Below are 19,817 nucleotides of genomic sequence, written 5' to 3' on the forward strand. Positions count from 1 at the left end.
AATCCGGCTGTGCCCACACGGACGCCTCCCGGACGCGCGATGCCGCTGACTTCACTCATACCCGACGCCGATCGGGCGGGCCACCGTGCGGGACGCGTGGATGGTACGGGCTCCGATTGGGGGGTAGGCGAGGCGGGAGACGCGTGAAAGGGGGGACGCGATGGCTGCCACCACGGTCGGGGACCACGTCCTGGAGCGGTTGCGTGACTGGGGGGTCGAGCAGGTCTTCGGGTATCCCGGGGACGGCATCAACGGGTTGCTCGCCGCCTGGGGCCGCGCGCAGGACCGGCCGCGTTTCGTGCAGGCGCGGCACGAGGAGATGAGCGCCTTCGAGGCCGTCGGGTACGCCAAGTTCACCGGGCGGCTCGGGGTGTGCACGGCGACCTCGGGGCCCGGCGCGATCCACCTGCTGAACGGGCTGTACGACGCCAAGCTCGACCACGTGCCGGTGGTGGCGATCGTCGGGCAGACCGACCGCAGCGCGATGGGCGGGTCGTACCAGCAGGAGGTGGACCTGCTGTCGCTGTTCAAGGACGTGGCCGGCGACTACGTGCAGGTCGTGAACGTTCCCGAGCAACTGCCCAACGTGCTCGACCGGGCGGTCCGGGTGGCGGTGGCCGAGCAGGCGCCGACCGCCCTGATCATTCCGGCGGACGTGCAGGAGCTGACGTACACCCCTCCCCGGCACGAGTTCAAGATGGTGCCGTCCAGCCTGGGCATCGACTGGCCGGAGATCTCACCGGACAGCCGCGCGCTGCGCCACGCCGCCGAGATCCTGAACGCGGGCGAGAAGGTGGCGATCCTGGTCGGGCAGGGCGCCAGGGGAGCGCGCGAGGAGGTCATGCGGGTCGCCGACATGCTGGGCGCGGGCGTGGCCAAGGCGCTGCTGGGCAAGGACGTGCTGCCGGACGACCTGCCGTACGTGACGGGCTCGATCGGGCTGCTGGGCACGCGGCCGAGCTACGAGCTGATGATGGACTGCGACACGCTGCTGACGATCGGCTCGAACTTCCCGTACACCCAGTTCATGCCGGAGCTGGGGCAGGCGCGCGCCGTCCAGGTCGACAGCAACCCGCGGCGGATCGGGATGCGCTACCCCTATGAGGTCAACCTGGTGGGGGACGCCGCGGCGACGTTGCGGGCGCTGATCCCGCTGCTGGAGCGCAAGGAGCCGCAGACCTGGCGGGAGAGGATCGAGGACAAGGTCGCGCGCTGGTGGGAGATCGCGGAGCGGGAGGCCATGGTCGACGCCGACCCGATCAACCCGATGCGGCTGTTCCACGAGCTGTCCGGGCGGCTTCCCGACGACGCGATCGTCACCGTCGACTCGGGGTCGGCCGCGAACTGGTACGCGCGCAACCTCAGGTTGCGGGGGAACATGCGGGGCTCGCTGTCGGGCACGCTGGCCACCATGGGCTGCGGCGTCCCGTACGGGATCGGCGCGAAGATCGGCAACCCGGACCGGCCGGTGATCGTGTTCGCCGGGGACGGCGCCATGCAGATGAACGGGCTGGCCGAGCTGCTGACCATCAAGCATTACTGGGAGGACTGGCTGGATCCGCGGCTGGTCGTCGCCGTCCTGCACAACAACGACCTCAACCAGGTCACCTGGGAGATGCGGGCGATGCAGGGGTCGCCCAAGTTCGAGCAGTCGCAGACGCTGCCGGAGATGGACTACGCCGCGTTCGCCGAGAGCATCGGAATGCTGGCGCTGTCGGTCAACAAGCCGAAGGAGATCGGGTCCGCGTGGGAGCGGGCGCTGTCGGCCGACCGGCCCGCGCTGCTCGACGTACGCTGCGATCCCGACGTCCCGCCGATCCCGCCGCACGCCACCTTCGAGCAGGCGAAGGCCACGGTCCAGTCGCTCGCCGAAGGGGACGAGAACCGCTGGGGCGTGCTCAAGCAGGGCGTCAAGGCGAAGATGCAGGAGTTCCGCAAGTCCTGAGCGTCGGCGGAGCCGGAAGGCCGTCTACCGGCGGGACCCTCGTCCCGTACCCGGATGCTGGGCTCGGGCCCACAGCACCGGCCAGCCACCGCTCTCCACCGCCCAGGACGGGGGGACGCGCAGCCCGTTCTCGGCGATCCTCTCCCAGAACAGCCCGGTGTCGGCGCCCAGCTCGCGAGCCTCGGGGAACGCCCGCTGCCAGGGCCCGTCCGGGTCGTCGAGCGCGGACGGGGGGAAGCCCGGCACGGTGACGGCGCGCGGCGGCATCAGCGGAACCAGCTCGATCGCGGGATCCGCGCAGGTGATGTGGACGGCCAGCGCGCACAGCATCGGCACCGCCGGGCGCCGGGCCACCGAGCGCACCACGGTCGCGTCGCCGTCCAGCACGAGCCGCCCGATCACCGTGCGCACGCGCAGCCCGACCAGGCCCATCGAGTACGCGGGCGCGATCCGCGGCATCCGGGCGAGCCCGCGCAGCGACCCGGGCAGCGGCGAGTCGGTGGTGAGCAGGGACAGCCGCTCGAAGCGGTGGTGCGTCGACGGGCTCAGGCCGTCCAGCGCGGTGCGCATCGGGCGGATCCCGGTCACGTCCCACAAGTCGGCCAGGTCGACGGCGCCGCCCGCGAGCGCGTTGCGGCAGGCGGCGGCCAGCGGCCCGGGACCGAGGCGGCGCAGCGCGGTCAGCGCCTCCTCGGGTTCCGGCCCGTCCTCGGCCCGCGGTCCGCCGCCGGCGAGCGCGGCCAGGACGCGGGCCGCCTCGTCGTTCACCTCGTCCTCCCAGGCGCGGCGCGCCAGCTCGGCCAGCGCGGGCCCGGCCTCCTCCAGCAGCCGCGACCGCCCGGCGCGGCGTGCGGCCCGCGCGGGACGGTCCGACGGCGCGTCCTCCGCGGCGCCTCCGCTCTCGATGCCGCCGGGGGGCCGTTCCGAGTGGGGGATCGTGGCGACCCAGTCGCGAAGGTGCTGCCTCAGGGCGTGATCGGCCATCTCGTTGAACCGCCCGGCCATCTCGGAGACCTGCCAGCCCTGGTCGCCGGGCCGTACCGGGACCAGCTCCACGTTGGCCAGGATGCGCCCGCCCTTGCCCGTCAGCGCGGCGAGCGCGCACCGGCCCTTCATGGCCGCTTCCACGTAGTACTCGCCGGCGATGCAGTTGCCCATGTAGTTCGCCCACTCGGCCAGGGTGCGCGCGTCCCTCGCCAGCGTGAACCGCACGTCGTCCGTGCCCGGGACGATCGTGCCGTCGACGGCCGACAGCGGCTCCGGCACCGGGAAACCGCCGCCCGCCGCCTCCGCGAGCCGGGCGTCGGCGAGCAGGCTCTCCACGAACTCCGTCCAGGCCCGCACGCCCCGATCGGCCCTGGCGCCGAGCGCGGTGAGCTGGGCGGCGCCCGACACGGCCGAGGTGACGGAGTCGTGCCGCCGCGCCAGGGCCTCCACGCCGTCCAGCGACGGCACAGGGTCGTGGACGAGCCGGCTCTGCCCGGCCATCGCCGTGATCCCGGCGGACTCGTGCCCGTACAGCATGGCGAGCGCGTCCACGAGGTCGGCGTACCACAGCAGGTCACCGACCACCTCGACCTTGGCCGCCTCGGGGGCGGCGGGCTCGGCGAGCCGGGTCGCGAGCGGCTCGCGCTCACCGAGGAGGTGCTGTGTCCAGGCGAGGACGTCCGTCCATTCCGTGGGCGGGCGGACCGTGGAGTATCCGATCCGTTCGCGCCAGGCCGTCAGGTGGCCGGCGGCCCAGTCGCGCAGGCACGCCTTGGGGATGTGCACGTGCTCGTTCAGCAGGTCCTCGATGCCCTCGATGACCAGTAGCGCGTAGTCGCGGGCGTGCGCGAGGCGCTGCTGGACGTACGCCGTGCTTCTGCGGCTCAGGACCGGGACGCCGCCCTCGGACGGCAGCTCGTCCAGCTTCCGCCTGATGTCGTCGAGGTAGCAGCCCGGACGGGCGGGCAGGCCGGTCAGCCCGGGTACCTTCTGCCTGGCGCGGGCGAGGTCGATGTCGTAGCATTCGTCGGCGGCCGCGCGGATGATCTCCCTGGACCGCCCCAGCCCCTCCGCGAGCCCGTGATCGACCACCGCGACCGCCGTGTGGAGCAGGACGGTGGCCGCCAAGGCGTCCCTGAGCAGCCGGTACAGCACCGAGAGCCAGTAGGGCGCCTCCGGTACCCAGCGCGCCGCCTCCAGCACCGACGGCTCACGCCCGTAGTGGAACGTGACCTCCCTCAGCAGGAGCTGATCCTCGAACTGCTCCCGGCGCTTGCGCAAGTAAGGCAGGCGGTCCTGGCTGCTCTGGAACTTCAGGAGCCGCTCGCGCCTGATCAGCGTCGCGTGGTGCGCGGCGACGCGGTCCCACAGGTCCAGCAGCAGATCGAGGCGGCGGGGCCCGGTGACCGGTGCCAGCAGGCGCCGCAGGTTCACGGCGAGCACGGACGGCCGGCCGCCGCCGATCAGGGCCGCGTCCCCGACGCCTTCGGGAAGCTCCAGCGCCAGCACGCGCTCCAGATGCTCGGGACCCAGGATGTCGCTGGACGCGGACGCCAGGTGCAGCGCGGCCCAGCGTCCCTCGGTGACCGCGCGGGCCGCCGCGGCGCCGACGCGCTTGGTGACCGCGGGACCGAACAGCGCCACCAGGAACCCGGCACGGTCGCCGAGCCGCCCGGCGCCCTCGACGCCCAGCGCCTTGAGCGCGGCCAGCACCGCGTCGCGCTGGTCGCCGGGCGCCCCGTCGAGCCGCGCCGAGCGGAAGCCCGCGCCCAGGTCGACGCCCGCCCCGGCCGCGACGATCCCGGCGTCCGCGATCAGGAGGCGCAGGGCCGTGACGGCGTTCCGGACGTCCTCGTCGCTCGCGCCGGACGGCCCCAGCGCGACGGCCGCGCCGGGCGGTGCCGCGCCGTCGCCGGCCAGCCGCTCAGGCGTCCCCGCGGCGTGCGGCAGCCAGGCGGTGAGCCCGGGAGCCGCCACCACGCCATGCGCGAGCCTCAGTCTCATTCGCCCAATGATGAGGGACTCGCCGTTTATGGCCCAAGTGAATTCCTCTCCTGCGCGCCGACGTCCCCCGCGCTAGAGCCAGCCCTGGTTCTCGGCCGTGCGGACGGCCTCGATGCGGTTGCGGGCGCCGACCTTGTTGATCGCGGACGAGAGGTAGTTGCGGACCGTTCCCTCCGAGAGGTGCAGGCGGCCCGCGATGTCGCCGATCGTGGCGCCGCCCGAGGACGCGGCCAGCACCTCGCGTTCGCGCGGGGACAGCGGGTTCGGCCCGGCGCTGAGGGCGGCGGCGGCCAGCGCGGGGTCGATCACGCGCTCGCCCGCCAGCACCCGGCGGATCGCGGCGGCCAGTTCCTCCGCGGGGCTGTCCTTCACCAGGAACGCCGACGCGCCCGCCTCCATGGCGCGGCGCAGGTATCCGGGGCGGCCGAAGGTCGTCAGGATCACGATCCGGCATTCTGGGACGGTCGCGCGGATCCGATCGGCGGCGGTCAGCCCGTCCATGCCCGGCATCTCGATGTCCAGCAGCGCCACGTCGGGGGCGAGGGTCCGCGCCGCCTCGACCGCCTCCTCTCCGGAGGGGACCGCGGCCACGACCTCGATGTCGTCCTCCAGGCCGAGCAGCGTCGCCAGCGCGCCCCTGACCATGCCCTGGTCCTCGGCCAGCAGCACCCGGATCGTCCCGCTCATCCGGGCGATCCCGCCGTGAGGGGCGCCCGGACGGCGAGGCGGAAGCCGCCGCCGGGCAGCGGGCCCGCGTCGACGGAGCCGCCGGCCCCGGCCAGCCGCTCGGAGAGCCCGGTGAGCCCGTTGCCGGCGACGAACGTGTCCGGCGGCGTCCCGTCGTCCCGGATCTCCAGGGTGGCGCGGTCCCCCTCGCGGGCGACGGTGATCTTGCAGTGGGAGGCGCGGGAGTGCCGGACGACGTTGGTGACGCCCTCCCGCACGGCCCAGCCGAACAGCCCGTCCACCGTCTCGGGCAGCGGCGTGCCGGACGTGCGCACGGTCGGCTCGACCCCGGCCGCCGCCAGCACGGCGCGCGCCGAGTCCAGCTCCTCGGCCAGGTCGCGGCTCCGGTATCCGGACACCGCCGCCCGCACGTCGGCGAGCGCCTTCCGGGCGACCGCCTCGATATCGGCGATCTCCTTCGGCACCCGCTCGGGCGAGCGCCCGGCCAGCCGCCGGGCCACCTCGCTCTTCAGGACGATCAGCGACAGGCTGTGGCCGAGCAGGTCGTGCAGGTCGCGCGCGATGCGCAGGCGTTCCTCCGTGGCGGCCAGCCGCCGCACGTCCGCCTGCGCCCGCCGCAGCCGTACCACCAGCACCCGGGAGTGCCGGAAGCCCAGCAGCATGATCGACAGAGCGAACGCGCTCAGCGTGACCTGGACGACGACCTCGGCGTCGATCTCGCCGATCAGCGCGGCCTGGGCGCCGCAGGCCGCCGAGGACCCCAGCGCGCCCCACGTCGCGTATCGCCACGGCAGCGTCAGCGCGCAGATGATCGCGAGGTAGATCGGCAGCCCGAGCCAGCGCGTCCCGAACGCGACCGGCAGGGCCAGCGTGAGCACGGCGAACGCGGCGAACATCACCATGCCCAGCGGCGGCAGCGGCGCGAGGAAGTTCGCCTGGATGAGGCCGACGGCGTAGTACAGGACGATGTACGCCACCAGGGCGAGCAGGGCGAGCGCCAGCCGCGTCCCGCTGTAGTCGGCGACGACCTCGGCCATCAGCCAGGCGAGGAACGGCAGGCCCGTGGAGAGCCCGGCGGCGCGCCGCAGACGGGTCGTGCCGTCGCGCTCTCGTGAGCTGGGCGTCTCCCAGAAACCTGTCATGATCCAATCACGGTAGCTCTGCGGTAGGCCAGGGCCGCCAGCGCACCCAGGACCACCGCCCACGCGGCCAGGATCAGGAACGGCGCGGCGGCCGGCGCGTGCCCGCCCACCACGTCGAAGCCCAGCTCGGCGAGCCGGTTGGTGGGCGTCCAGGCGGAGATCTCGCGCAGCACCGTGGGGAGCTGGGAGACCGGCATCCACAGCCCGCCGACGATCGACAGCCCCAGATAGACGATCAGCATCACGGGCTGCGCCGAGTCACCCTTGGCCAGCGAGCCGATCAGGGTGCCCATCGCGGCGAACGGCAGGGTGCCCAGCCAGCCCACCGCCAGCAGCGCCGCCCATGCGGCCGGTGAGAGCGCGATGTCCTGGGTGAGGACCGCCGCGAGCCCGACCAGCACGAGGGACGGCAGGGCCAGTGTCATCGCCGCGAGCGTCTTGGCCGCGACCATCGCGGACGGGCGCAGCGGGGTGACCCGCAACTGCCGCAGCCAGCCGGTCCGCAGCTCCTGGGCCAGCCGGGGCGCGGTGACGCTCAGCGTCGCGCCGATCCCGCCGTACAGGCCGAACCCGACCAGCATGTAGGCGTCCACGCCCAGCCCGGTGCCCGGGTCGGTGCCGGCGTCGGCGAACACGTTCGACCAGAGCAGGTACAGGGCGACGGGGAACGCGAGGGTGAAGAACACGTACCGGCGGTCCCGGAACGTCCGGAGGATCTCCAGGCGGAGGTAGCGCAGCATGATCGGATTCCTGTTCGGCGGAGTGGGGGAAAGGCGGGGTCAGCGGGTGAGGGAGAGGAAGGCGGCCTCAAGACCCGCCCCGGTCACCTCAAGGTCGGCGATCCGCAGGGTGGTGGAGCGGTAGAGGGCGTCCACGGTGGCGTCGGAGTCGTCGGTGGTCAGCACGGCCGACCCGCCGGTGATCCGCACGCCGGTCACGCCGGGCAGCCGGTCGAGCCCCGCCGACGGCTGGTCGCCGAGCGCGAACCTGACGGTACGGCCGCCGGCCCGCGCCTTGATCTGCGCGGCGGTGCCGTCGGCGGCGATCCTGCCCCGGTCGATCACCACGATCCGGTCCGCGTTCTCGTCCGCCTCGGCCATGTAGTGGGTGGCGAACAGGACGGTGCGCCCCTCCGCCGCGTACGCCCTGATGCCCGTCCAGAACGCGCGCCGCGACTCCACGTCCATCGCGGTGGTCGGCTCGTCCAGGACCAGCAGGCGGGGCGCGCCCGCGATGGCCATGGCGAACCTGACCCGCTGCGCCTGGCCGCCCGACAGCCGGTCGGCGCGGCGCCCGGCCAGGTCGGTGAGCCCGGCGATCTCCAGCACCCGCGCCAGCGGCGGCGGCTCGGGGTACAGGGACCGGACGAACCCGACGGTCTCGCCCACGGTCAGCCCGGGAACGGGCTCGCCGTCCTGGAGCATCGCCCCGATCCTGCCCCGGGCGACCGCGACGTCCGGCGGGTCGCCGAACACGCGGATCCGCCCGGAGGACGGGCGGGTCAGGCCGAGCAGCATGGTGATCGTGGTGCTCTTCCCCGCGCCGTTCGGGCCGAGCAGCGCGACGGCCTGGCCGGTGCCGATGGTCAGGTCGAGCTCGTCCACGGCGAGCACCCCGGGTCCGTAGCTCTTGGAGACCCCGGTGAAGGTGATGTCGTCCATGCCGAGAACGCTACGAACGGGGCACGCGGGCGGGTTAGTGCCCGTTGTCGTCGGCTCGCGATGACATTTGTCATGGGCCGGTCAAGCTTGCCCCATGCCCGCATCGGACTTCCCAGCGTGGGAAAGGCCGGGTCGAAAGAGCGCACCGACGTGCGACACCCGGTACGGGGGCACTCCAGGGGGACCGTTGAGCGAGGCCGACGACATCCGCGAGACCGCACTTCCGCTTGAGTTCGACGACCACCTCGACCCGCTCATGCAGCGTATCGGTGACGCCCGCTGCGTCCTGATCGGCGAGGCCAGCCACGGCACCCACGAGTACTACGCCTGGCGGGCCGCCCTGACCCGGCGGCTGATCGAGGAGAAGGGCTTCTCGTTCGTCGCGGTCGAGGGCGACTGGCCCGACACCTGGCAGGTGCACACCAGCGTCACGGGAAAGGAGGAGGCTCCGGCCGACCCGAAAGACGCCCTGGACGCCTACCGCCGCTGGCCGACCTGGATGTGGGCCAACCACGAGACGCTGAACTTCTGCCGCTGGCTGCGCGACCACAACACGAGTGCGGCGGAGACCCCGGTCGGGTTCTACGGCCTGGACGTCTACAGCCTGTGGGAGTCGATGCGCGCCATCATCACCCACCTGCGGGAGCACCGGCCCGACCTGGTGGACCAGGCGGTGGCCGCCTACCGGTGCTTCGAGCCGTTCGGCGAGGACCCGCAGGCGTACGCGGCACGGATCGTGCCGGAGGACTGCGAGGTCGAGGTGATGGCGCTGCTGACCAGGATGCGCCGGTTCGTCGGCGCCGACCCCGAGGGCGACCTCAACGCCCGCCAGAACGCCGAGGTCGCGGCGGACGCCGAGCGGTACTACCGGGCCATGATCCTCGGTGGCCCGCAGGCGTGGAACATCCGCGACACGCACATGGCCGACACGCTCGACCGGCTGCTCGACCACCACGGGCCCGGCTCGAAGGCCGTGGTGTGGGCGCACAACAGCCATGTCGGCGACGCCCGCGCCACCAGCATGGAGACCGCCGGAATGATCAACCTGGGCCAGCTCGCGCGGGAGCGGCACGGCCGCGACCGGGTCGTGGTGGTCGGGCTGACCGGCGGCGCCGGCGAGGTGATCGCCGCCCCCCGCTGGGGCGCGCCCATGGAGACCATGAACGTGCCCAGGGCGCTGTCCGGCACTTTGGAGGACGTGTTCGACCGCTCGACCGTGGAACACGGGCTGTTCATCTTCACCGACCGTCCCGACGCGTCCTTCCTCAACGCCATCTACGGGCACCGCGCCATCGGCGTCGTGTACGACCCGACCCGCGACCACCACAACTACGTCAGGACCAGGCTCGCCGACCGCTACGACGCGCTGTTCTGGTTCCACCGGACGTCACCGGTGGAGCCGCTCCACCCGGAGGCCGCCAGCCAGGACGAACTGGAGACGCTCCCCTCCGGCGTGTAACCCCGCTCCGGTCAGCCGGTGGGGAAGCGGTACACCCATCTGCGCTGCCACGGTGTCTCGACCGCCCGGCGGTGGTAGTTGATCCTCGCCCAGGTCACCGCCTCACGGGGCGGGATCCCGGCCAGGACGGCCAGGCAGGCGATCACGGTGCCGGTGCGCCCGATACCGCCGTTGCACGCGACCTCGACGAGACGGCCCTCGCGCGCCTTCTCGTGCGCGGCCCGGATCTGGGCGATCGCGTGGTCCCGGTCGCGCGGCACCAGGAAGTCGGGCCAGTCGATCCATTCGTGCGGCCAGGTCAGCGCGCTGTCATGGCGGCCGCGCAGCCGCGCGGTCCCCAGATAGAGGCCCCATTCGGGGGACGGGCCGGAGGGCGGCTCGTTCCGCAGGCCGCGTCCGCGGACCCAACTCCCATCCGGCAGGCGGACGGCTTGCTCAAGACGCACGGACCCCATAGGGACCACTATGCCCGCGAACCGTCACGTCGCAGGTCGTACGGGTTAAGGTCTTGACATTGGTTTAACGTTCCACTTTGATGCCGAACATGGAACAGCGGTCCAATTCCCCCCAAGGGGGTGGCAGCGGCCAGCTCGAACGGGCGCTGGACATCCTCGAACTGCTCGTCCGGTCCGGTGGTCCGCGCGGGCTCGCCGAGATCGTGGAGAGCGTGGACGGCCCCAAGGCGACCATCCACCGGCTGCTGACGACGCTCCAGGCGCGCGGCTACGTGACACGGGATCCGCACACGTCCCGCTACTCGGCCGGTGTGCGGTGCTTCGAGCTGGGCAGCCTGTGGGCGGCCAACCTCGACCTCCGCGCCGTCGCGTCCCCGCACCTGTCCGCGCTCAACACCGGCACCGGCGAGACCGTGCACCTGGCCGTGTACGACCACGGCGACGTCGTCTACGTCGACAAGCTGGAGAGCCTGCACCCGGTGGTGGCCAAGTCGCACGTCGGGCGGCGCTGCCCGGCGACCTGCGTGGCGACCGGCCGGGCGCTGCTGGCCTTCGAGTCCCGCGAGGAGATCGCCTCGGTGCTGGCCGGGCCGCTGCCCGCCTACACCGCCAACTCGGTGACCGACCCCGCCGAGCTGGAGGCGCTGCTGGCGGGTGTCCGCTCGCTCGGGTACGCGGTCAACCACGGCAGTTACCGGGACGAGGTCGGCGGCGTCGCGGCCCCGATCCGCGACCACACCGGGCGGGTCGTCGCGTCCGTGGGGCTCTGCCTGCCCGAGCAGCGGTTCGGACCCGACCGCTTCGACACGCTGCGCGACCGCACGGTCGAGACCGCCGTGGCGATCTCGCGGGCGCTGGGCGGCCCCGGCACGCTGGTGGTCTCCGGAGAAGAGACGGCGGCCAGGCCATGAGCGCCATCCCACGGCGGGCGGTGCTGGCGGGCGGCCTCGGGCTGGGCGTCGCGGCGGCGACGGCCGCGTGCGGCTCCGCCGAAGGGGTGACCAAGGGCCCGGACGGCCGGCTCACGGTCAGGGTCCTGGCGTTCCGGCCCCCGTCCCTGGGCGCCTTCCTCCCGGCCGTGATCAAGAAGCAGGGCATCGACCTGCGGCACGGCCTGCGGATCGCCTTCTCCTACGCCACGCCCGACAACTACAACACCGAGTTCGCGTCCGGGCACTACCAGGTCGGCGGCAGCGCGGCGCTGCTGTCCGAGGCGCTGCGCACCGAACGGGGCGTGGACGTCACCTACCTGTTCAACCTCTTCGACTACTTCTGCACGGTCGTGACGTCCGAGCCGGACATCCGCGCCCTGCCCGACCTGCACGGGCGCAGGCTGGCGGCGGCGACGGGAACGACCAACCACGCCATGTTCGCCTGGTTCGCGCAGCAGGCGGGCCTGGACCTCGGCAAGGTCGAGCTGCTCAACCAGACCACGGCCGGGCTCTCCACGATGGCCCTGATCGGGCGGTCCGACGCGACCGAGATCTGGGAGCCCGCGTACTCCTCGCTGCGGGCGCGGAAGCCGGGCATCCGCGCGCTCGACATCGGCATGCAGCGCTGGCACGCCGCGTTCGGCACGGACACGATCCCCTACCTCGGACTGGCGGCGCACCGCGAGTGGGCGCACAAGCACCCGGACGTGGTCGCCGGCCTGTACCGGGTCTACTCCGACGCGGCCGCCTGGACGACCGCCAACCCCGCCGCCGCGGCTCAGATCATCGCCGCCACCACCCCGAACGGCAAGGCGAAGACCCTGGAGGGGCTGATCAGGAACCAGGAGCGGCTGCGACTGCGCGTCCGTCCCGCCTCCGCGCTCACCGACGGCATCGCCGCGGTGTTCCGGGCCGGGCGGGAGACCGGATACCTCGAGAAGACCCCACCGTCCACCGTCGTCCACAGGGGGCTCTGATGGCCACCACCACCGTCTCCACCTCACCCAAGCCCGGGTCCGGCCACGGGGCCGCCGGGCCGGTCGCGGAGCGTCCTTCGCCATGGCGCCGGTTCCGCGACCCCAGCCTGCCGATCCTCGTCGCGGTCCTGCTGGGGATCTGGGCCCTCACGTCCCGGTTCACGGCCGAGTACACCGTGCCGACCATTCCCAGCGTCGCCCAGGAGATGTGGAGCATCCTCACCAGCTGGGAGTCGCTGCGGAACCTGCTGACCACCCTGGCCCGCGTCGGCGTGGGCCTGGCCGCGGCGTTCGCGGTCGGGCTGGCGCTGGGCCTGGCCATGGGCGCCAGCTCGGCGGCCGCCCGCTACCTGCTCCCGCTGATCCGGTTCGTCCAGGGCATCCCCTCGCTGTCCTGGGTGATCATCGCGGTGATCTGGTTCGCGGACGTGGAGCTGCGGGTCTGGTTCGTCATGGTGCTGGTGACGCTGCCCGGCTTCGCGTTGCAGACCTACGACTCCTACCGGGCGATCCCGGCGGAGCTGCGCGACATGGCGCGCTCGTTCCGGCCCGGCCGGTGGGCGCTGTTCCGCGAGATCACGCTGCCCGCCATCACCCCCGGCGTCTTCACCGCGTGGAAGGTCAACCTCGGGCTCGGCATCCGGATGGTGCTGATCGCCGAGCTGGTCGGCGCGACCGTGGGGGTCGGCGCGCAGCTGCTGTCGGCGCAGCAGCTGTTCGACATGGCCTCGGTGGTGTCGTGGACGCTGCTGCTGGCCGTCTGCATGTTGATCATCCAGGGCGTGGTGGAGCTGCTGGAGTCCTGGGTGCTGCGCTACCGGCCCCGGGTGGGCCTCCCGAGTGAAGCGAGCGGCCGCGCGGCGACCTCCGTCGCGGCCCCGAGAGTGGAGGGCTGACGCCGATGTCCGCGACGATCATCGAGTTCGACCGGGTCAACAAGGTCTTCCCCGGGCATCACGCGGTGCGCGATCTCAGCTTCGGCATCCGCCGCGGCGAGATCGTCTCCATCGTGGGCGTCACCGGCTGCGGGAAGTCCACGACGTTCAACCTGATCCTCGGGTTGTTCCCGCCCACCGACGGCACCGTCAGGGTGCAGGACCACGACCCGCACTCCGAGTTCGACTGGTTCCGGCGGCGCATCGCCGTGGTGTTCCAGGACGCCCGGCTGCTGCCCTGGCGCACCGCCGTCCAGAACGTGAAGGTCGGGATGAAGTTCGCCGGGATCCCCAAGGAGCACTGGGACGCGCGCGCCCGCGACTGGCTGTCGCGGCTCGGCCTGGCCGGACGCGAGGACGCCTACCCGCACCAGCTGTCCGGCGGCCAGCGGCAGCGGGTGTCGCTGGCCCGCGCGTTCGCCGTCGACCCGGAGATCATCCTGTGCGACGAGTCGTTCTCCGCGCTGGACGAGATCACCGCGACCGCGCTGCGCGCCGAGTTCGTCGAGCTGGTCCGCGCCAACGGCAAGACCGGAGTGGTGATCACCCATTCGCTCGGCGAGGCGCTGACGCTCGGCGAGCGGATCCTGGTGATGCGCCCGCCCGGCCATCTCGCCGACGACGTCGCCGTCCCGGCCGACCCGTCGCCCGAGGAGCTGGAGACGCTGCGCGAACGCGTCCTCACCGCGATGACACCGGAGGCACCGGACAGCCCGGGGCCCGTAGAGAACACACAGAAGGGAGCCGTGTGAACCAGCCGCGTACCACGGGCGGCCATCCCGACCTGAGCTATCTGGATCTGGGACCCAGGTCCGCCGAGGCGGTGGTGCTGCTGCACAGCCTCGGCGCCGACGGACGCATGTGGCGGGAGCAGGCGGCGGTCCTGTCGCAACGTCGGCGGGTGCTGGTCCCCGACAGCCGGGGGCACGGCGCGTCCGGCTGGGACGAGCGCGTGCCGGCGGACGGCGAGTGGCCCTCCGCCTGGGCCGGTGACCTGGACCGGGTGCTGGACGACGCGCAGGTCGGAAGGGCCGCGCTGGTCGGGGTGTCGCTGGGCGGCATCCAGGCGATCGCCTACGCCTCGTCCCGTCCCGAACGGGTCTCGGGCGTCGTCGTCGCGGACGGCTTCACCGAGCTGGAGCCCGCGGTGACGGAGGCCAGGATCGCGGCGCTGGCCGGGCAGGCGCGCGAGCAGGGCATGGCGGCGCTGGCCGACTCCTACGTCGCCGACACCTTCACCCGCACGCCGCCGCCGGACGGCGCCGAGGACGTGCGGAAGGCGATCGCCGGGATGGACGCCGACCGCTACGCCGCCGTCTGCGCGGGCTGCTTCGGGGTCCGCATCACCGACCGGCTGGCCGCCGTACGGGCCCCGGCGCTCGTCCTGTGGGGCGAGCGGGACGCCAAGACGCCGCGCCCGCTGTCGGAGCGCATCGCCGCCGGGATCAGGGGCGCCGAGCTGCGCACCGTCCCGGAGGCCGGGCACCTGTCCAACCTGGAGAACCCGGCGGAGTTCACGCGACTGGTCGAGGGCTTCCTCGACCGCATCGGGGGGAGCTGAATGGGAAGCCGCCATGAGATCGAGCCGATCGTCAACGGCGAGCCGCGCCGCTGTGTCACGGCGGCCAGGACCAGCCTGGCCGACCTGCTGCGCGACACGCTCGGCCTGACCGGCACGCATCTGGGCTGCGAGCACGGCGTCTGCGGTGCCTGCACCGTGCTGCTGGACGGCGAGCCGGTGCGCTCGTGCATCGTCCTGGCGGTGCAGGCCGACGGGCGGTCGGTGACGACGATCGAGGGCGTGGGCGAGCCGGACGGCCGGCTGAGCCCGGTGCAGCAGGCGTTCTGCGACGCCCACGCCCTGCAGTGCGGGTACTGCACGCCCGGCATGGTGCTGGCCGCGCAGGCGCTGCTGGACGAGCGGCCGAACCCGTCCAGGGAGGAGATCGACGACGCGCTGGGCGGCAACATCTGCCGCTGCACCGGCTACGTCCAGATCCGTGAGGCCGTCGAACGGGCGGCCGAGGCAGGCGCGGCGGGTCCCCGATGAGCGGCTACAGCTATCTGTCCAAGCCCGGCCGGATTCGCGAGGACCGGCGGTTCGTGACCGGGCGGGGACGGTACGTCGCCGACATCACCCCGCCGGGAACGCTCCACATCGGCCTGGTCACCAGCCCGCACGCGCATGCCCGCATCACCGGGATCGACGTGTCCGAGGCCCTGGAGGTGGACGGCGTGGTCGCCGTCCTGACCGGGGAGGAACTGGCCAAGGACACCGAGCCGCTGCGCCAGTACCTCGACGTCCCGGACGTCCAATGGCGTCCGCTGGCGGTGGAGGAGACCCGGTACGCGGGGGAGTGGGTCGCCGCCGTGGTCGCCGAGTCCAGGGCGCAGGCCGAGGACGGCGCCGAGCGGGTGTACGTCGACTACGAGCCGCTGCCCGCCGTGCTCGACCCCGAGCAGGCCGCTCAGGACGGGACCCCGCTCGTCCATGAGGCGCACGGCACGAACGTCGTGGCGCACCGCGAGTTCCGCTGGGGCGATGTGGACGGTGACCGGGCGCGCGCCGACGGCACGTCCCGCGTCCGCACCCGCTGGAACCGCAACTCGACCGTGCCGCTGGAGACCTTCGGCGTCGTCGCGCGATGGGACCGGGACCGCGACCTCCTGGACGTGTGGGCGTCCATCCAGATGCCGCAGTTCCCGGAGCAACTGGCCCGCTCGCTGCGCATCCCCACCAACCAGGTCCGCGTGCATTTCGACGTGGACGTGGGCGGCAGCTACGGCGTCAAGCGCGGCATCAAGCACGGCGTGCTGGCCGGGTACCTGGCGCGGCGGCTGGACGCCCCGGTCAAGCTGATCGAGGACCGCGCCGAGAACATGCACGGCGGCGACTTCCACGGCCCCGACCGGATCTTCGACGTGGAGCTGTCCTACACCGCCGACGGGGTCTTCACCTCCCTCCGCATCGACGTGATCGACGACGAGGGCGCCTACCCGGGACGGTCGCCGCTGCAGCTCGCCAAGCCGATCGGCGCGATCGTCGGCCCGTACCGGATCCCGAGCGTGTCCTACAACGCCACCGCCGTGGTCACCAACAAGACCGGGCAGGTCGCGGTGCGCGGCTTCGGGCAGTCCCCGACGAACTACGCGATCGAGGCGGCCGTCGACCAGGTCGCCCGCGACCTGGGCATGGACCGCATCGAGCTGCGCCGCCGCAACTTCATCCGGCCGGAGGAGTTCCCGTACCGGATCCCCAGCGGCACCGAGTACGACTCCGGCGACTACCCGGCGGTCATGGACAAGGCGGTCGCGCTGGCCGGGCTGCCCGCGCTGGAGGCGCGCCGGGACGAGCTGCGCGCCGCCGGGCGGCTCGCCGGCATCGGGGTCGCGTCCTGCCTGGAACCGGGCGGCGGCAACGCGATCTTCGAGAATGTGATGAACCCGTCCAACGACAAGACCACCTTCCCCGAGGGCTGCCGGCTGCGGGTGGACGGCGAGGGCGCCATCACGGCGATCGTCGCGCTGTCCTCCGCCGGGCAGTCGCACGACACGATGGTGGCCACGCTGGTCGGCGAGGAGCTGGGCCGCGACCCCTCCACGATCGCGGTGGTGCGGGCCGACTCCCTGACCGGGCTGCCGTCCCAGAGCCCGGTCGGCAGCCGGATGACCATCGTGCTCGGCCGGGCCATCCGCGGCGCGAGCGAGGAGCTGAAGGGGCGGCTGCGCGCCATCGCCGCGCACAACCTCGGCGTCGCCGTGGACGAGGTCGACTACGACGGCGGTGACGTCGTCGTCCGCGGCGCCCCCGAGCGGCGTCTGGGCTGGGACGAGATCGTCGCGATCGCGCACCGCAAGCAGCACCTCATGCCGGACGGCATGCAGCCCGGCCTGGAGGTCGTCCACGTCGCGCACACGCCGCGGTCGGGCACGCTGGCCAAGCCGGACGGCACCGTGCAGCTCTACCCGACCTACTCCTTCGAGGTGCACCTGGTGCTCGCGTCCATCGACCCCGGCACCGGCAAGGTCGACCTGGACCGCTACTACATCGCGCACGACTGCGGCACGGTCATCAACCCGGACGTCGTGCGCGGCATGGTGTACGGCGGCACCGCCCACGGCATCGGCGTCGCGCTGTACGAGCAGTTCGCCTTCAACCCGGACGGGCAGCCGCTCACCCAGTCGTTCATGGACTACCTCCTGCCCACCGCGCACGAGGTGCCCGTGATCGTCGACACCGAGCACTGCACGCCCTCGCCGTACACGACCTACGGCCAGAAGGGCGCGGGCGAGGCCGGCTACATGGGCGCGCCGGCCGCCGTCGCCGGGGCCGTGAACGACGCTTTGACCGCCGCGGGCGCGCCGCCCGTCCACTCGCTGCCGATCAAGCCCGGTGACGTGTGGGCGGCGCTGCGGGCCACGGCCACATCCAGAGGAGAAGCATGACCGCTGTGATCGACGTCCACGCGCACGCCGCGCCGCGCACGCTGCTGAGCGACCTCGCCGCCGGGCGCGAACGGTTCCCCGGCGTCGAGGTCCGGTCGCACGAGTCGACCTACACCGTGGCGTTCTCCGGCGGCACGCCGACCCGGCCGATCGCGCCCGGCCTGATCGACCTGGACCGGCGCCTCGGCTGGCTGGACGAGCAGGGCGTGGAGCGCCAGGTGATCGGCGGCTGGCTGGACATCTTCGGGTACGACCTGCCCGCCGCCGAGGGCGCCGCCTGGGCCGAGTTGCTCACCTCGGCGGTCGGTGAGATCGCGGCGGCCGACGAGCGGCTGACCGCGCTCGGCACCGTTCCGCTGCAGGACCCGGAGCGGGCCGCCGCCGCGCTGGTGGCCTGTCGCCGCGCCGGGTTGCCCGGCATCATGATCGCCACCCGGGCGGGCGGCCGGGAGCTGGACGATCCCGCCTACACCTCGTTCTGGGAGGCCGCCGACGACACCGGTGCCGTGGTCTTCCTGCATCCCGGCTTCGCCGGAGCCGGGCCCCGCTACCAGGACTTCGGCCTGGTGAACGGGCTGGCCCGGCTGGAGGACAGCACGGTCACGCTGGCCCGGATGCTGTACGCGGGCATCCCGGCCCGGTTCCCGCGCGCCCGCATCGTGGTGGCGCACGGCGGGGCCGCGCTCCCGTACGTCCTGGGGCGCCTCACGCGGAACCACGCGCTGCACCCGCAGACCACGGCCGACCCGCTGGAGTCGTTCGCCCGGCTCTACTTCGACAGCGTCGTCTTCGACCCGCTGACCCTGGAGTTCCTGGTGGCGAAGGCGGGCGCGGCCCGGGTGCTGCTCGGCTCCGACTACCCGTTCCCCATCGGGGACCTGGCCCCGCGCGAGGTCGTCGGTCAGGCCGACCTCAAGGACTCCGACCGCACCGCCATCCTCGGCCAGACCGCGGCGGAGCTCTTCACATGAAGCCGGTCGACTTCGAGCTGCACCGTCCGTCCACGACCCGCGAGGCGATCGCGCTGCTCGCCGAGCACTCCGCCGAGGCCAAGGTGCTGGCGGGCGGGCAGAGCCTGCTGCCGCTGCTGAACTTCCGGCTGGCCCGCCCCGAGCACGTCATCGACCTCGGCCGGATCGCCGCGCTGGGCGAGCTGCGGCGTACCTCGTCGGAGCTGGTCGTGGGCGCGATGGTGCGGCAGGCGCGGGCGGAGCGTTCGCCCGGGCTGGCCGCGGACGCCCCGCTGCTGGCGGCGGCGTTCCCCAACATCGCGCACCCGCCGATCCGCAACCGGGGCACGGTCGGCGGCAGCCTCGCGCACGCGGACCCGGCCGCCGAGCTGCCGGCCGCCGCCCGCGCGCTGGACGCCGTCTTCGTCGCGGCCGGGCCGCGCGGCCGCCGTGAGATCGCCGCCCGCGACTTCTTCGTGGCCAACCTGATGACGGCGCTCGAACCGGACGAGCTTCTGGTCGAGATCCGTTTCGCCCGCGCCGCGCCCCGGACCGGAGCGGCCTTCGAGGAGGTGAGCCGCCGCCGCGGCGACTTCGCCCTCGTGGGCGTCGCCGTCCAGGTCACCGCCGCGCCGGACGGCTCGGTCTCCGACGCGAGGATCGCCGTCACCGGGGTGGCGCCCACCCCCTTCCGGGCCGACGCCGCCGAGACCGCGCTCACCGGCGCGCCGCCGTCCGCCGGACGGCTCGCCGAGGCCGCCGACGCCCTGCGCGCCGCCCTCGACCCGAGCGACGACCTGCACGCCACCGGCGCGTACCGCCGCGACGTCGCCGGTACGCTGCTCACCCGCGCGGTCGCCGAGGCGTACCGGCGCGCCACCGTCCCCGACACCGAAGCCGCCCAGGAGGCGTCATGATCTACGAGCTGCGCGAGTACACGGCCACACCCGGCTCGGCCGACGCGCTGAACGCCCGCTTCGCCGACCACACCCTCGCCCTGTTCGCCCGGCACGGCCTGGAGGTCGCCGGCTTCTGGCACGCCGCCGACGACCCCGGCCACCTGGTCTACCTGCTGCGCTTCCCGGACGAGCGGGCGCGGGAATCGGCCTGGGCCGCGTTCCAGGCCGACCCGGACTGGAAGCGGGTCAAGGCCGAGTCCGAGGCGGACGGCCCGATCGTGGCCGAGATGACCAGCCGCATCCTCACCCCCGCGCCGTACTGGCCGGACGCACACTGA

Annotated in this window: 18 protein-coding genes; 12 read left to right on the plus strand and 6 right to left on the minus strand. The window is 73.2% G+C overall.

Annotated features, from left to right (window positions below; genetic code table 11):
* Nucleotides 1–160 precede the first annotated feature (160 nt).
* The gene (locus tag ACGWYJ_RS00990; protein WP_395103532.1) at nucleotides 161–1,945 is read left to right on the plus strand and encodes a thiamine pyrophosphate-requiring protein; all 1,785 of its coding nucleotides are present in this window, start codon (nucleotides 161–163) and stop codon (nucleotides 1,943–1,945) included.
* 24 nt (nucleotides 1,946–1,969) lie between these two features.
* Here the strand turns inward: ACGWYJ_RS00990 and ACGWYJ_RS00995 are convergent, their stop codons facing one another.
* From ACGWYJ_RS00995 to ACGWYJ_RS01015, 5 genes are all read right to left on the minus strand, one after another.
* The gene (locus tag ACGWYJ_RS00995; RefSeq protein ID WP_395103533.1) at nucleotides 1,970–4,936 is read right to left on the minus strand and encodes a hypothetical protein; all 2,967 of its coding nucleotides are present in this window, start codon (nucleotides 4,934–4,936) and stop codon (nucleotides 1,970–1,972) included.
* Between the two features lie 72 nt (nucleotides 4,937–5,008).
* A complete protein-coding gene (locus ACGWYJ_RS01000; RefSeq protein ID WP_395103534.1) occupies nucleotides 5,009–5,623 on the minus strand; it encodes a response regulator transcription factor in 615 nt (204 codons plus the stop codon).
* Complete coding sequence (locus ACGWYJ_RS01005; RefSeq protein ID WP_395103535.1) at nucleotides 5,620–6,765, minus strand: sensor histidine kinase; 1,146 nt, start codon at nucleotides 6,763–6,765, stop codon at nucleotides 5,620–5,622. The genes ACGWYJ_RS01000 and ACGWYJ_RS01005 overlap by 4 nt, the downstream gene beginning before the upstream one ends.
* Entirely contained in the window at nucleotides 6,762–7,505 is a 744-nt protein-coding gene (locus ACGWYJ_RS01010; RefSeq protein ID WP_395103536.1) for an ABC transporter permease, read from the minus strand. Before ACGWYJ_RS01010 ends, ACGWYJ_RS01005 begins: the two co-directional genes overlap by 4 nt.
* A 39-nt stretch (nucleotides 7,506–7,544) precedes the next feature.
* Nucleotides 7,545–8,426, minus strand: a complete 882-nt coding sequence (locus ACGWYJ_RS01015) for an ABC transporter ATP-binding protein (RefSeq protein ID WP_395103537.1) — start codon at nucleotides 8,424–8,426, stop codon at nucleotides 7,545–7,547.
* Nucleotides 8,427–8,613: 187 nt separating this feature from the next.
* Here ACGWYJ_RS01015 and ACGWYJ_RS01020 point away from each other — a divergent pair, with 187 nt between their 5' ends.
* Nucleotides 8,614–9,885, plus strand: coding sequence for an erythromycin esterase family protein (locus ACGWYJ_RS01020; protein ID WP_395103538.1), 1,272 nt, complete (start codon nucleotides 8,614–8,616; stop codon nucleotides 9,883–9,885).
* 11 nt (nucleotides 9,886–9,896) lie between these two features.
* Here ACGWYJ_RS01020 and ACGWYJ_RS01025 read toward each other — a convergent pair whose 3' ends face one another.
* Complete coding sequence (locus tag ACGWYJ_RS01025) at nucleotides 9,897–10,340, minus strand: protein-tyrosine phosphatase family protein (RefSeq protein WP_395103539.1); 444 nt, start codon at nucleotides 10,338–10,340, stop codon at nucleotides 9,897–9,899.
* A gap of 89 nt (nucleotides 10,341–10,429) precedes the next feature.
* Here ACGWYJ_RS01025 and ACGWYJ_RS01030 point away from each other — a divergent pair, with 89 nt between their 5' ends.
* The 10 genes from ACGWYJ_RS01030 to ACGWYJ_RS01075 are packed head-to-tail and all read left to right on the plus strand — an operon-like array spanning nucleotide 10,430 to nucleotide 19,817.
* On the plus strand, nucleotides 10,430–11,251 hold the full coding sequence (locus ACGWYJ_RS01030; protein ID WP_395103540.1) for an IclR family transcriptional regulator: 822 nt from the start codon (nucleotides 10,430–10,432) through the stop codon (nucleotides 11,249–11,251).
* The gene (locus ACGWYJ_RS01035; RefSeq protein ID WP_395103541.1) at nucleotides 11,248–12,249 is read left to right on the plus strand and encodes an ABC transporter substrate-binding protein; all 1,002 of its coding nucleotides are present in this window, start codon (nucleotides 11,248–11,250) and stop codon (nucleotides 12,247–12,249) included. Before ACGWYJ_RS01030 ends, ACGWYJ_RS01035 begins: the two co-directional genes overlap by 4 nt.
* Nucleotides 12,249–13,145, plus strand: a complete 897-nt coding sequence (locus ACGWYJ_RS01040; protein WP_395103542.1) for an ABC transporter permease — start codon at nucleotides 12,249–12,251, stop codon at nucleotides 13,143–13,145. The genes ACGWYJ_RS01035 and ACGWYJ_RS01040 overlap by 1 nt, the downstream gene beginning before the upstream one ends.
* 5 nt (nucleotides 13,146–13,150) lie before the next feature.
* Nucleotides 13,151–13,936, plus strand: a complete 786-nt coding sequence (locus ACGWYJ_RS01045; RefSeq protein ID WP_395103543.1) for an ABC transporter ATP-binding protein — start codon at nucleotides 13,151–13,153, stop codon at nucleotides 13,934–13,936.
* Nucleotides 13,933–14,745 (plus strand): alpha/beta fold hydrolase, encoded by an 813-nt coding sequence (locus tag ACGWYJ_RS01050; RefSeq protein WP_395103544.1) that lies wholly within the window; start codon nucleotides 13,933–13,935, stop codon nucleotides 14,743–14,745. The genes ACGWYJ_RS01045 and ACGWYJ_RS01050 overlap by 4 nt, the downstream gene beginning before the upstream one ends.
* A complete protein-coding gene (locus ACGWYJ_RS01055; protein ID WP_395103545.1) occupies nucleotides 14,746–15,234 on the plus strand; it encodes a (2Fe-2S)-binding protein in 489 nt (162 codons plus the stop codon).
* Entirely contained in the window at nucleotides 15,231–17,630 is a 2,400-nt protein-coding gene (locus ACGWYJ_RS01060; protein ID WP_395103546.1) for a xanthine dehydrogenase family protein molybdopterin-binding subunit, read from the plus strand. Before ACGWYJ_RS01055 ends, ACGWYJ_RS01060 begins: the two co-directional genes overlap by 4 nt.
* Complete coding sequence (locus ACGWYJ_RS01065; protein ID WP_395103547.1) at nucleotides 17,627–18,601, plus strand: amidohydrolase family protein; 975 nt, start codon at nucleotides 17,627–17,629, stop codon at nucleotides 18,599–18,601. Before ACGWYJ_RS01060 ends, ACGWYJ_RS01065 begins: the two co-directional genes overlap by 4 nt.
* The gene (locus ACGWYJ_RS01070; protein ID WP_395103548.1) at nucleotides 18,598–19,497 is read left to right on the plus strand and encodes an FAD binding domain-containing protein; all 900 of its coding nucleotides are present in this window, start codon (nucleotides 18,598–18,600) and stop codon (nucleotides 19,495–19,497) included. Before ACGWYJ_RS01065 ends, ACGWYJ_RS01070 begins: the two co-directional genes overlap by 4 nt.
* Nucleotides 19,494–19,817: an NIPSNAP family protein gene (locus ACGWYJ_RS01075; RefSeq protein WP_395103549.1), complete on the plus strand. Its 324-nt coding sequence runs from the start codon at nucleotides 19,494–19,496 to the stop codon at nucleotides 19,815–19,817. Before ACGWYJ_RS01070 ends, ACGWYJ_RS01075 begins: the two co-directional genes overlap by 4 nt.

The sequence above is a fragment of the Actinomadura sp. SCN-SB genome (assembly GCF_043906805.1).
Taxonomy (GTDB): domain Bacteria; phylum Actinomycetota; class Actinomycetes; order Streptosporangiales; family Streptosporangiaceae; genus Spirillospora.